General features: G+C 67.8%; 11 protein-coding genes. 7 read left to right on the forward strand and 4 right to left on the reverse strand.

Annotation, left to right across the window (positions count from 1 at the left end):
• Positions 1 to 45: 45 nt before the first annotated feature.
• The 3 genes from E7T10_RS05295 to E7T10_RS05305 form a co-directional block, all read right to left on the reverse strand.
• Positions 46 to 615 carry a hypothetical protein gene (locus E7T10_RS05295; protein ID WP_066624111.1) on the reverse strand — a complete coding sequence of 190 codons (570 nt, stop codon included), beginning with the start codon at positions 613 to 615 and terminating at the stop codon, positions 46 to 48.
• A gap of 77 nt (positions 616 to 692) precedes the next feature.
• Entirely contained in the window at positions 693 to 1100 is a 408-nt protein-coding gene (locus E7T10_RS05300; protein WP_039244248.1) for a CBS domain-containing protein, read from the reverse strand.
• Positions 1101 to 1161: 61 nt separating this feature from the next.
• Positions 1162 to 2616 (reverse strand): von Willebrand factor type A domain-containing protein, encoded by a 1455-nt coding sequence (locus tag E7T10_RS05305; protein WP_246846141.1) that lies wholly within the window; start codon positions 2614 to 2616, stop codon positions 1162 to 1164.
• Between the two features lie 582 nt (positions 2617 to 3198).
• On the opposite strand from E7T10_RS05305, the gene E7T10_RS05310 reads away from it, so the two are divergent.
• A complete protein-coding gene (locus tag E7T10_RS05310; RefSeq protein WP_137721003.1) occupies positions 3199 to 5061 on the forward strand; it encodes a monovalent cation:proton antiporter-2 (CPA2) family protein in 1863 nt (620 codons plus the stop codon).
• A 3-nt stretch (positions 5062 to 5064) separates the two neighbouring features.
• On the opposite strand, the gene E7T10_RS05315 is transcribed toward E7T10_RS05310, so the two are convergent.
• Positions 5065 to 5685 (reverse strand): DUF4168 domain-containing protein, encoded by a 621-nt coding sequence (locus E7T10_RS05315; RefSeq protein WP_137721004.1) that lies wholly within the window; start codon positions 5683 to 5685, stop codon positions 5065 to 5067.
• 215 nt (positions 5686 to 5900) lie between these two features.
• Between E7T10_RS05315 and E7T10_RS05320 the strand changes: the two genes are divergently transcribed.
• The 6 genes from E7T10_RS05320 (at position 5901) to E7T10_RS05345 (ending at position 12746) form a co-directional block, all read left to right on the forward strand.
• Entirely contained in the window at positions 5901 to 6920 is a 1020-nt protein-coding gene (locus E7T10_RS05320) for a S1/P1 Nuclease (RefSeq protein ID WP_137721005.1), read from the forward strand.
• A 5-nt stretch (positions 6921 to 6925) separates the two neighbouring features.
• Positions 6926 to 7702 carry an RNA methyltransferase gene (locus E7T10_RS05325; protein ID WP_137721006.1) on the forward strand — a complete coding sequence of 259 codons (777 nt, stop codon included), beginning with the start codon at positions 6926 to 6928 and terminating at the stop codon, positions 7700 to 7702.
• Between the two features lie 181 nt (positions 7703 to 7883).
• The gene (locus tag E7T10_RS05330; protein ID WP_210416155.1) at positions 7884 to 8159 is read left to right on the forward strand and encodes a GIY-YIG nuclease family protein; all 276 of its coding nucleotides are present in this window, start codon (positions 7884 to 7886) and stop codon (positions 8157 to 8159) included.
• Positions 8156 to 8479, forward strand: coding sequence for a YnfA family protein (locus tag E7T10_RS05335; protein ID WP_137721008.1), 324 nt, complete (start codon positions 8156 to 8158; stop codon positions 8477 to 8479). The genes E7T10_RS05330 and E7T10_RS05335 overlap by 4 nt, the downstream gene beginning before the upstream one ends.
• 164 nt (positions 8480 to 8643) lie before the next feature.
• Entirely contained in the window at positions 8644 to 9888 is a 1245-nt protein-coding gene (gene nhaA / locus E7T10_RS05340) for a Na+/H+ antiporter NhaA (RefSeq protein WP_137721009.1), read from the forward strand.
• A 203-nt stretch (positions 9889 to 10091) separates the two neighbouring features.
• A complete protein-coding gene (locus E7T10_RS05345; RefSeq protein ID WP_137721010.1) occupies positions 10092 to 12746 on the forward strand; it encodes a TonB-dependent receptor in 2655 nt (884 codons plus the stop codon).
• Positions 12747 to 12752: the final 6 nt, after the last annotated feature.

Below are 12752 nucleotides of genomic sequence, written 5' to 3' on the forward strand. Positions count from 1 at the left end.
GTCGCGGATTCGTGTCGAGGCTCGGCGCGCGCTTTTAACGGGTTTTTAAGCGGCCGCGACCGGCGACAGCAGGCGGTCGGGCGCGGGCTCCAGCACCCGCGTCACCCCATGCAGCGTATCGCGCGCCTGTCGGGCCAGGGTCAGGACGGCCGGCGGCGCATCGTCGGGCGTCTCGGCGACCAGATCCACCAGATCCTGGGCCAGGCGCATCAGTTGGGGCGCGGCGGCGATCAGCCGGGCCTGAAACTCGATATGCTGGGGATCGCGGTCGTATTCGGCGCCCGGCACACGCCAACCGCCCCAGTCCGCCCGATCGGTCACGACGACCGGATAGGTGCCGGGGTGGGGGTGGTGCAGGCAATCCTCGGGCAGTTGCCACTTGTTGCGCGCGCGCAGCAGCCGCCAGTCGCCCAATCCCTGATCCGAGGCCGGATCGTCGGTCGCCAGCAACAATTCGTTGGCGGTGAATTCGCGCCCCAGACCGACGTCATAGGTGACGCGCACGGGCTCTTCGAACCCCTTGGCCCAGACGGGCTGGACCTGTTCGATAAAGGCCCAGGCGCCGACGCATTCGACCCAGACCTTCTGACCCTTCTGGAACTGTGCGCGCGCCATGCCATCCTCCGATATTCGAAGGAACAGCATGAACGACGATCCTTGACGCCCGGTGTCGGGGCGCGGTTACGCAGGTCTTAACGCGAGATGCTTTCCAGCGTCTCGCCGGCGTATTTCTCTTTCACGCGCGTCGACAGGTCGCCCAGCGACACGACGCCGACCACGCGGCCATGCTTGTCCACGACCGGGGCGCGGCGGATCTGCTTGGCGCCCATCAGATCCAGCACGACCTTCAGGTCGTCGGTGTCCAGCACCGTCTGCGGATCGCGGGTGATGAACTCCACGACAGAGGCGCTTGAGGCGGCGCCCGTCGCCAAGGCGCGCACCACGATGTCGCGGTCCGTGATCGTGCCGATCAGCTGATCGCCGTCCGCCACGGGCACGAAGCCGAATCCGCCCTTGGCCATGCGGCTGGCCACGTCCTGGATGGTGTCGGCGGGGCGGGCCAGATGCACGTCCCTGGTCATCACGTCGCGGATCTTCATGGCGGGTTTCCTTGGTTGAAGCGTTGCGCTGGAAAACCCGCCGCGAGCGTGGCGGTTCCGGTCAGGGCGTCCGCATCGGGGCAAGGCCCTGGGCCGCCCGCACCACCTGAACGAACTCGGCCCGGTCGCCATAGGGGTCTTCGCCTCTGGCCCCTTGCGCCTGATCGATGATCCGGTCCCAACCATAGTCGGCCGTCATCCACGGATCGCCCCGCAGCTTCTGACCGAAGCCGGCGACCGCGATGGCCCAGCGCGTGGCCTCGGGCGGCTGGGCGCTGACCGGCCCGCCCGCGCGGTTGGTCAGCGGCTGCTGGATCAGGTTCGAGCGTCTCTGCCCCGGCTGTTTGTAGCGCACCTGAATAAAGCCGATCTCGCCGTTCGGATCGCCGCCGCCGACCCCGATACGATTATCGGGATAGCGCCGATCGGGAATCTGCGTCGGGCCGCCGACGGGGGTGATTTCGTACAGGGCCGTGACGCTGGCGCCGGATCCGACCTCGCCCGCATCGACCTGGTCGTTGTTGAAGTCTTCCTCGTTCAGCAGCCGGGTCTCATAGCCGATCAGCCGCCATTCGGCGACGCGGGCGGGATTGAACTCAACCTGGATCTTGACGTCGTCAGCGATAGGGAAGGCGCCCTTGTCGAAGGCCGGTCCGAACAGCCGGCGCGCGTCCCTCAGGTCCCCGACATAGGCCGCGACCCCATTGCCCGCCTGGGCGATGGTCTGCATCCGTTCGTCCTGATAGTTGCCGCGCCCGAAGCCGTAGACCGACAGGTAGATCCCGGTCCCGCGCTTTTCGGCGACATAGTCTTCCAGCCGCTTGTTGTCGGTCACCCCGACGTTGAAGTCGCCATCGGTGAACATCAGGATGCGATTGACCTTGTCGCGGGCGAAGTTCGCCTGGGCTTGGTCATAGGCGTTGGTCATGCCGGCCGCCCCGGCCGTGCCGCCCGACGCTTTCAGGCTGGCGACGGCGCAGCGCATCTTCAGCTTTTCGTCGCCCTTCGTGGGCTGCAGGGTCGTGCCGGCGCCTTCTGCGTAATAGGTGACGGCCAGAGTGTCCTGCGGCCTCAGCCGGTCGATGGCCAGGTTCATCGCCTTCTTGGCCAGGTCCAGCTTGTCGGGGCTGCCCATCGAGCCGGAGACGTCGACCAGGAAGGTCAGGTTCAGCGGCCGCTGCTCGCCCGCCGGCAGTTCGTAGCCCTGCAGGCCGATGTGCACGATCTGACGCCCGTCCGCCCAGGGCGAGGCCGCGACCGCCGTCGTGATGGCGAAGGGCCGGGTCTGGCTGGTCGGCCGGGCATAGTCATAGTCGAAGGCGTTGATCAGTTCCTCGACCCGCACCGCATCCCTGGGAGGCGCACGACCCTCGTCGATGAAGCGCCTTACGTTCGAATAGGACGCCGTGTCCACGTCGATGGAAAAGGTCGACACCGGCTGATCGCTGGTCCGCTTCACCGGATTGGGCGTCGCATCCGGATAGCGTTCGGTGTCGACAGGGGGCGGCGTCATCATGCCGGGCGACGTCGGGGCGCCTGGTGATCGCGTGATCCGGGAGGCTGTGACGACGATATCTTGGGCCGCCGTCGATGACGGCGCGGGAGCAGGCGATGGAGGGGGCGGCGGCGGCGGCGGCGGAGGAGGCGGAGGCGGAGGCGGAGGAGGTGGTGGCGGGGGGGCGCCGTAGGGGACACGATCTTCCTTGCGTGTCGGCGTGATCCTCACCGGCGGCGTCGGCGGACCGGCGCGCGGCGCGGGTGGTGCGACGACAGGCTCAGGCGATCCCAACTCAAAGCCAAGAGGCCGGCACGCCGCTGGCGTCGGCTCGCCATCCAGCGGCTTGGCCAGGGCGACGCTCGGCACGGCGACCGGCGGCGCGGCGAACGACAGGCTCAGAACGGACAGGGCCGCGATCCTGATGACGCGTGACATGGCTTCCTCCGGTTGTTTTCTTGACGCCAGTCGCGGGTCGTCATGGGGCGAAACTGTGGCGCCAAATCCCACTCGACGCACGATGATCTTTCAGCGTGTCTTTCGTGTCCTCTCGCAATCGCCGCTCAGGACCTCCACAATAGAGGCCAAGCTTGGGGGAATGCGATGGCTGAGGCGACGACGGGACTGGATCTGGGCGCGGCGGCCGCTCTGCTGGCCGCGGGCGTGCTCGCCGTGCCGGTGTTCAAGCGCATCGGCCTGGGATCGGTGCTTGGCTATCTGGCGGCGGGCCTGGCCATCGGTCCCTTCGGTCTGAAGCTGTTCCGCGAGCCCGAGACCATCCTGCACGTCGCCGAGTTCGGCGTGGTCATCTTCCTGTTCATCATCGGGCTGGAGATGCGGCCCAAACGGCTTTGGGGACTGAGGAAGGAAATCTTCGGCCTCGGCGCGGCTCAGGTGCTGTTCTGCGGCCTGATCCTGACCCTGACCGCCATGCTGGTCGGCTTCTCCGCACCCGTCGCCTTCGTCGGCGCCATGGGCTTTGTCCTGTCGTCCACCGCGGTCATCATGCAGATGCTGGAAGAGCGCGGCGAGATCGCGGGCGGGCCGGGCCAGCGCGCGGTCTCCATCCTGTTGCTGGAAGACCTGGCCATCGTGCCGCTGCTGGCCATCGTCGCCGTCCTGGCCTCGGTGCTGGGCGTGGCGAACGAACAGGCGCCGCCCCTGTGGCAGACCGTCGGCTTCGCGGTCGCGGCGGTCGGCGGGGTGCTGCTGGCCGGCAAATATTTGGTCAATCCGGTCTTCCGCCTGCTGGCCCAATATGGCGGACGCGAGGTGATGACGGCCGCCGCCCTGCTGGTCGTGGTCGGCGCCGCCTGGGCCATGTCCCTGGGCGGCCTGTCCATGGCCATGGGCGCCTTCCTGGCCGGGGTCCTGCTGTCGGAATCCACCTTCCGTCACCAGCTTGAGGCGGACGTCGAGCCGTTCCGCGCCATCCTGCTGGGCCTGTTCTTCCTCAGCGTCGGCATGTCGCTGGACGTGTCGGTCGTGGTCGCCGACTGGCGTCTGGTGCTGGGCGGGGTCGTGGCCTTCATGCTGGTCAAGGGCGTGGGCATCTATGCCGTCGCGCGACTGTTCAAGGCCTCGCACCATGAGGCCGTCGAGCGCGCGGGCCTGTTCGCGCAAGGCGGCGAGTTCGCCTTCGTCCTGTACGGCGCCGCCGTCGCCGCCGGCCTGTTCGACGCCCGCATCGGGGCGATGATGTCGGCGGTGGTGATCCTGTCGATGGCCCTGACGCCCCTGACCTCGCTGCTGATCGCGCGGCTGTCGCCCAAGCCGGTCCAGGACGCTGAAAGCGCCGAGGGCGTCGACTTCGCCAAGGACCTGCGCGGCCAGGTGCTGATCATCGGCTTCGGCCGTTTCGCCCAGGTCGTGTCCCAACCCCTGCTGGCCCGCGACGTCGACGTGTCGATCATCGAGAACGACGTGGAGATGATCCAGGCCGCCTCCCAGTTCGGGTTCAAGGTCTATTATGGCGACGGCACTCAGCTGCACACCCTGCGCGCGTCAGGCGCGGAGGAGGCGGAGATGGTCCTGGTCTGCGTGGACAAGCCCGAGGCCGCCGACCGCATCGTCGAACTGGTCAAGTCCGAGTTCCCGACCACCCGGATCATGGCCCGCGCCTTCGACCGAGGGCATTCGATGCGCCTGATCCAGGCCGGCGTGGACTACCAGATCCGCGAGACCTTCGAGTCGGCGCTCAAGTTCGGCGAGCGCGCCCTGGTCGAACTGGGGCTGGACGAGCATGAGGCGGCCGAGACTATCGGCGACGTACGCCGTCGCGACGAGGCCCGACTGGACTTGCAGCTGACCGGCGGGCTCAAGGCCGGCCGCCAGCTGATGCGCGGCAATATGCCGACGCCCCAGCCCGCTCCTTACATCAAACCCCGTCGCGAAGGCCGTCTGCTGAACGAGGACGAGGCGGGCCCGGCCGCGCCGGACACCCGGCGCGAGCCCGCCGACACCTGATCCCTACTGACTGACGCCCTTTTCCAGACGCGCGCCGGCCAGCTGCGCCTTGGCCTGAAGATAGGGCGTTGCGGACACCAGCTGCGAGATGGCGTTGAAGCGCTCGGTCGTCAGGCCGGACGCCTCGACCGCCGCCGTCAGCTTGGCGCTCTGTTCGGGCGTCGCCTGGTTGTTCTGCACCTCGGCCGTGACGGCGCGGATCTGCGTCATGGCGGTGACGAAGCGGTTCAGTTCGTCATCCGTCACGGCGGCGGCCGGGGTGCCGGGCGCTGGCGGCGTGGCGTTGACCACCCGGATGCGCGCCGCCAGGGCCGGATCGGCGGCGACGGCGTTGGACAGGGTGTTGAAGCGCGTTACCTCCAGCCCCGAATCCTGCACTGCGGCGGCCATCTGCGCCTGCTGTTCCGGCGTCGGCTGGGCGCCGTTCAGCGTGTCGCTGACGGCTCTCACCTTGGCCATGGCGTCGTCGAACTTCTTCAGCTCGTCGTCGGTGAAGGTGGTCGAGCCGGCCGTCGGCGCGGCCGTCGGCGTCTGCGCCGTCGTCGATGCGTCCTGGGCGTAAGCGATCGCGGCGGTCGCGAGAAGGGCGACGGAAGCAAGAAGGGCGATGCGGGGCGTGCGCATGGGGAATGTCCTTTCGGTCTGGCGTCCACTTGAAGTGCCGTCCGACGACGGCGACGACGCAATCACGTCATCGCTCCCCAGGGGCGTGGAGCCTGAAACAGACGAAAGGGGAGCCTTCATAACCTAGGCGCCGATGCGCCTCGCACCACCCCTTGGACGCTGGAGGCGCGATCAAGGATGCGTTAGACGGGCGTGATCCTTGTTGAGGTTTGTCCATGAAACGTCTCGCCATCGCCGCCCTGGCCCTCGTCGCGGTCGCCGCGCCGGCTGTCACCGTCACCGCCTGGGGCAACACCGGCCACCGCCTGATCGGCGTGGCGGCGATGCGGGCCCTGCCGGACGATCTGCCGGCCTTCCTGCGCACCCCGGCCGCCATCGCCGACGTGGGCGAACTGGCGCGCGAGCCCGACCGCTGGAAGGGCGCCGGCCAGCCGCACGACCGCGAGCGCGACACCGCCCACTTCGTCGATCTGGACGACCAGGGTCGCGTCTACGACCAGCGCGGCATGAGCCTCAATGACCTGCCGCGCCTGAAGTCCGAATATGACGCCGCCCTGACCAAGGCCGGTCTGGACGTCAACGACGCCGGCTATCTGCCTTACGCCATGATGGACGCCTGGCAGCAGTTGGGTCGCGACTTCGCCTATTGGCGCGTGCTGAACGCGGCCGAGAAGCGCGAGACCAATATGGAGCGCCAGGCCTGGTATCGCGCCGACCGCATCCGCCGCGAGGCCCTGATCCTGCGCGACATCGGCGTGATGGGCCACTACGTCGGCGACGGCTCGCAACCGCATCACACCAGCATTCACTACAACGGCTGGGGCGACTTCCCGAACCCGGAAGGCTTCACCAACTCGCGCCAGACCCACGCCGTGTTCGAAGGCGAGTTCACCAATCGCGTCGCCCGTCTGGACGCCGTCGAGGCCGCCATGCCGGCCGCCAAACTGGACGGGTTCGACGTCAAGGCGCGCACCGTCTCCTATCTGACCACGACGCTCGGCACGGTGATCCCCTTCTATCGGCTGGAAAAGGCAGGCGGCTTCAAGGACGCCGACCCGCGCGGCGCGGCCTTCGTCAACGAACGTCTGGCGGCGGGCGCCGGCGAACTGCGCGACTTCATCGTCGCCGCCTGGACCGCATCCGGCAGCGCCTCCATCGGCTGGCCCGCCGTCAAGGTCGCCGAGGTCGAGGCCGGAACCGCCGACCCCTGGACCGCCATGGTGGGCGAGGACTGATTGCGTTGTCCGAGCTGACACCCCCCGCCGTCATCCTCGACAAGTCGCAGATGGCCGAGAACATCGGCGCCGTGGCGCGGGTGATGGCCAACTTCGGCCTGTCGGACCTGCGCCTGGTCAGCCCCCGCGACGGCTGGCCCCAGGAGCGGGCCTGGGCCACGGCCTCGGGCGCGGACTGGGTGCTGGACGGGGTGCGGGTGTTCGACAGCGTCGCCGAGGCCATCGCCGACCTGAACACCGTCTTCGCCACCACCGCCCGCCCGCGCGAGACGCGCCAGCCCGTGCGCACCCCGCGCGAGGCCAGCCGCGTCCTCTATGACGACACCGCATCCGGCCTGAAGACCGGCCTCTTGTTCGGCGGCGAGCGCGCCGGGCTGGAGACGACCGACATCGCCCTGTGCGCCGGCATCGTCACCATTCCGATCGACCCGAAGCACCACTCGCTGAACCTGGCCCAGGCCGTGGCGATCAACGCCTATGAATGGCGCACCCTGATCCTGGACGCCCCGCCGCCGCGGTTCCGCGACGGCGAACCGCCGGCGTCGAACGACCTTCTGATCGGCATGTACGAGCACCTGGAGGAGGAGCTGGAGAACGGCGGCTTCTTCTATCCGCCCGAGAAGAAGCGCTCGATGAGCCAGAACCTGCGCGTCATGCTGGGCCGCGCCGCCTTCTCCGAACAAGAGGTCGCCACCATGCGCGGCGCCATCCATGCCCTGTCGCGCGGCCGCGGCCGGGTCCTGGCCAAGCTGGCGGCCGAACGGGCGGCGAAGGAAAAATAATCGTCATTCCGGGGCTTCGCGCAGCGAAGAACCCGGAACCCAGGACCGCATCATCCAGCGGGGGACCGCCCTGGGCTCCGGGTTCCGCTGCGCGGCCCCGGAGTGACGCCCATTGCGGGATCATCGCCATAGTGGTCCTCTTGCTGTCATGAGAGCGGACGCCGTCATCGCCGTGTATATCATGGCGAACTTTCGCAACGGCACGATCTACACCGGCGTCACCAGCGATCTCATGCAGCGGGCATGGCAGCATCGCACCGGCGCCACGCCGGGCTTCTCTTCGGAACACGGTTGCAAGACCCTGGTCTGGTACGAGCAGCATGAGACCATGATCGAGGCGATCGTGCGTGAAAAGGCGCTGAAGAAGTGGCGGCGATCTTGGAAGCTGGCGTTGATCGAAGCCGAGAATCCGCAATGGCTCGATCTGGCCGCCGACTGGTATGGCGCCCGCTCATGATATCCATCCTCATATACCCCTTCGCAGCCCTGGCGGAGATCGGCGGCTGTTTCGCCTTCTGGGCCTGGCTGAAGCTGGATCGTTCACCCCTGTGGCTGGCGCCCGGCGTCGCCTGCCTGACCGCCTTCGCCTGGCTCCTGACCCTGGTCCCCAGCGACGCAGCAGGCCGCGCCTTCGCGGCCTACGGCGGCGTCTATATCTGCGCCTCCCTGATCTGGATGGCGCTGGTCGAAAAGACTCCGCCGGATCGCTGGGACATTCTGGGCGGCCTCGTCTGTCTGGTCGGCGCCGGGCTCATCCTGTTCGGCCCGAGGGGCTAACCTGCATCGGCTTGGCTTGGCCGCCCTGATCCTCTATTCTGGCCCCAGCCATCAGGTCGCCCCGTGCGGCCAGGCCGGCGCGCCGATTTTGGTTTGCGAATCCGGTCCGACGCCCGTCGATAACCTGGCGTCACGACGAAACTTCCGTTCGCTAGGAGGCCGCCGTGGCGCGCAAACTGACACTCGATTTCCTCAAGACCGAGGCCGCATCCGGCTCGGCCCTGGCCCTGGCGGCCATCGCCGCCGTCTTGGTGGCCAACTCGCCTTGGTCGGCCGACTATTTCGCCTGGCTGAAGAGCTATCACGTGCTTCAGATCGGCCCGATCCGGCTCGAGGAGACCATCTCCGACTGGATCAAGGAAGGGCTGATGGCGATCTTCTTCCTCGTCGTGGGGTTGGAGATCAAATACGAGATCGTGCGCGGCGAACTGAGCGACCCGCGCAAACTGGCCACGCCGGTGCTGGCGGCGCTCGGCGGCATGGCGGGGCCGGCGGCGGTCTATCTGCTGTTGTCCGGCGCCATCGGGGCGCCGCACGCCGGCTGGCCCATCCCGCTGGCGACCGACATCGCCTTTGCCCTGGCCATCTTCGGCTTCGTCGGCAAGGGCTTGCCGTCATCGTTGCGGGTCTTCCTGCTGACCCTGGCCATCGTCGATGACCTCGGGGCCATCGCGCTGATCGCCGTGCTGTTCAGCGAGGGCGCGAACTGGACGCCGCTGTTCTGGGCGCTGGGCGCGCTGGCCGTCGGCGCGGTCGCGGCGCACCGCATCCGCATCCCTGCGCCCTTCTGGGTGCTGGGGTTCGCCCTGGTCTGGTATCTGACGGTGCTGTCGGGGCTCAGCACCTCGCTCACCGCCGTGGCCTTCGCCATGATCGTGCCGATCAAGGGCCGCGCCGAAGACGGCCAGAGCCCGCTGAAGGAGGCGATGCACGATCTGCACCCTTGGAACGCCTTCCTGGTCCTGCCGCTGTTCGCCTTCGCCAAGGCGGGCGTCTCCTTCGCCGGTCTGTCGATGGAGCAGGCGTTCGCGCCCCTGGTCATCGCCATCGCCCTGGGCCTGCTCGTCGGCAAGCAGATCGGCGTCCTGGGCGCCGCCTGGCTGGCTTCGGCGCTGAAGATCGGCGCGCGGCCGACGGGCGCCAGCTGGCTGCAAGTCTATGGCGTTTCCCTGCTGTGCGGGGTCGGCTTCACCATGAGCCTGTTCATCGGCGTTCTGGCCTTCCCCGGCGCGGTCGATTCGCCCGAACAGGTCGAGGTCAAACTGGGCGTCATCGGCGGCTCGATCCTGTCGGCGATCGCGGCGGCCCTGGTGCTGGGTTTCGCCGGTCGGGGCCGCCAGATGGATCCCGCCGCCCTGCACCCTGAAGTGGAGCCGCTGGGGCCGAAAGACGGGCAAAAACTGACCTAGCGTCAGGGTTTTCTGTCGCTTCCTCGACACACAAAGGCGAATCCACGGCGAAAAATGGTCGCGGGTAACAACGCTCGCTTGTCGGTCGGCCCGAACCGCGCTTAGCCTGTCCCCAACGAATGATCCCCCGCGTAGGGGACGTCGAGGGAACAGGAAACGCTGCGATCGCCAATGGCGTCGCAACTTCAGCCGGGAGGACGCCGATGCGCCGCAATCTTCAACTCAGGACAACCGTGTCCGCCGCCGTCATCGGCGCCGCCGTCATGGGCTTCGCCAGCGTCGCCGCCGCGCAGGAAGCGCCCGCCAGCGTCGACGACATCATCGTCACCGCCCAGAAGCGCGAACAGAGCCTGCAGGACGTGCCGATCGTGGTCACGACCCTGTCGCAGGAAGTCCTGGACGGCGCGGGCGTGCAGGACATCAAGGATCTGCAGATCCTGACGCCCGGCATGACCGTCACCTCGACCCAGTCGGAAGCCTCGACCACCGTCCGTATTCGCGGCGCCGGCACCGTCGGCGACAACCCCGGCCTGGAAAGCTCGGTCGGCGTGGTGATCGACGGCGTCTATCGCTCGCGCAACTCGGTCGGCTTCGGCGATCTGGGCGAACTGAGCCGCATCGAGGTCCTGAAGGGCCCGCAGGGCACCCTGTTCGGCAAGAACACCTCGGCCGGCGTCATCAACATCATCACCGAGCGTCCGTCGTTCGATCCGTCGATCTCGGGCGAACTGACCGGCGGCAACTTCGGCGCCATCGGCGGTTCGGTCTCGGTCACGGGCGGCCTGACCGACCAGATCGCGGGTCGCCTGTTCGTCGCGCACCGCGAGCGTGACGGCTTCTACGACGTCAACAACGGCGACGGCCCCAACACCCGCAAGGACGACCAGAACCAGGACTACTGGACCACGCGCGGTCAGTTGCTGATCCTGCCCAGCGACGACGTCTCGGTGCGCCTGATCGCCGACTACACCAAGCGCGAGGAATACTGCTGCGTCGCCGTGCAGACGCGCGTCGGCCCGACCCAGGCCTTCATCGCCGCCCTGACCGCGCCGAACGGCCCGGGCCAGCGTCCGCCGGTCGCCGGCTTCGGCACGGTGCCCTTCTCGCGCCTGGCCTATTCGAACCGCGAGACGCCGCAAGAGATCGAGGACATGGGTCTGTCGGCGGAAGCGACCATCGACTTCCCCAGCATCAACGCCACCCTGACGTCGCAGACCTCGTGGCGCGACTGGTCGTTCCAGCAGGGGATGGACACGGACTACACCGGCGCCGACATCCTGTACCGCGCCAACGACGGCTCGAACGGCTACGGCGTCGACAACCTGACGCAGGAGTTCCGCCTGGCCGGCACGTCCGACAAGCTGGACTGGCTGGTCGGTCTGTTCGCCACCAAGGAAGGCGTCTATCGCGACGACAGCTATGTCTATGGCTCGGACTACAACGCCTTCGCCTCCCTGCTGCTGACGGCGTCCCTGCCGGCGGCCGTGGGCGGCCCCAGCCCGTCGCGCCTGGGCTGCTTCACCAATCCGAACGGCTTCCTGGTCGGCACCGCCGGCGCGGCCGCGGGTCAGCCGCTGTGCGTGATCGGCGCGGTGCCGCCCAGCGCGGCCGCCCCGACCTTCGGCGTCGGCAAGGCCTATGAAGACCACTATTCGCAGCGTTCGGAATCGGTCGCTGTCTTCACCAACAACACCTACCGGGTGACCGAGGCCTTCGATATCAACCTGGGTCTGCGCTACACTTATGACAGCAAGCGCCTGCTGGGCATCCAGGACAACCTGGGCACCAACGGCGCGGCCTGCGGCGGCGCCCTGGCTAATCAGAACCCGGCCAACCGCACCGTGTCGCCGATCCCCGGCACCGCCAACGTCGCCACGCCGGCCGCTGCGCTCGGTCTGTTGTGCCTGCCCTGGTCCAACCCGCAGTACGACGGTCGCCGGATCCAGGAGAAATTCAGCGACACCGACCTGTCGGGCACAATCAAGGCGTCCTACCGCTTCAATCCGTCGATCATGGTCTATGGCTCGTATGCGCGCGGCTACAAGGGCGCGGGCTACAATATGGACCGGGTGCAGACGGGCGTGACGCCGGACGCCTCGCTGTTCTTCAAGGCCGAAACCGTCGACAGCTATGAAGCGGGCGTCAAGACGACCCTGTTCGACCGCACCATGCTGCTGAACGTCACCTACTTCGACCAGAAGTTCGAGAACTTCCAGCTGAACACCTTCCTGGGCACCGCCTTCGTGGTGGAATCGATCCCGGAACTGACCTCGCGCGGCGTCGACGCCGACATGGTCTGGTTCACCCCGGTGGAGGGCCTAAGCTTCCAGGGCGGCGTGACCTACACCGACGCCAAATACGGCCAGTTCGGCGCCGGCGACCTGTCCAGCCCCGGCCGCTTCCCGCAGCTGTCGCTGCTGCCGGGCGCGCGTGCGTCCTTCGCTCCGGAATGGTCGCTGACCGGCGCCCTGGCGTTCGACCGCGAACTGGGCGGCGGCCTGCGCGGCGGCTTCAACCTGTCGGCCAAGTATTCGACCGAATACAACACCGGCTCGGACCTGCTGCCGTACAAGAACCAGGACGCCTTCACCGTCGTCAACGGCCGGGTCTCGATCGGGTCGGCGGACGAACGCTGGACGCTGGAAGTCTGGGGCCAGAACCTGCTGGAAGAAGAATACACCCAGGTCGGCTTCTCGGCTCCGCTGCAGGGAACTGCCATCGCAACGAACCCGGCCGTAATCACGCCTTCGGGCCCTTATGCTGGCACCTATTACAATCCCGCCACCGACACGGCGACCTACAACGCCTACCTCGGCGCCCCGCGCACCTACGGCGTGACGCTGAAGGTCAAATACTGATCGCTT

Source organism: Brevundimonas sp. SGAir0440 (assembly GCF_005484585.1).
In the GTDB taxonomy this organism is placed as follows: Bacteria; Pseudomonadota; Alphaproteobacteria; order Caulobacterales; family Caulobacteraceae; genus Brevundimonas.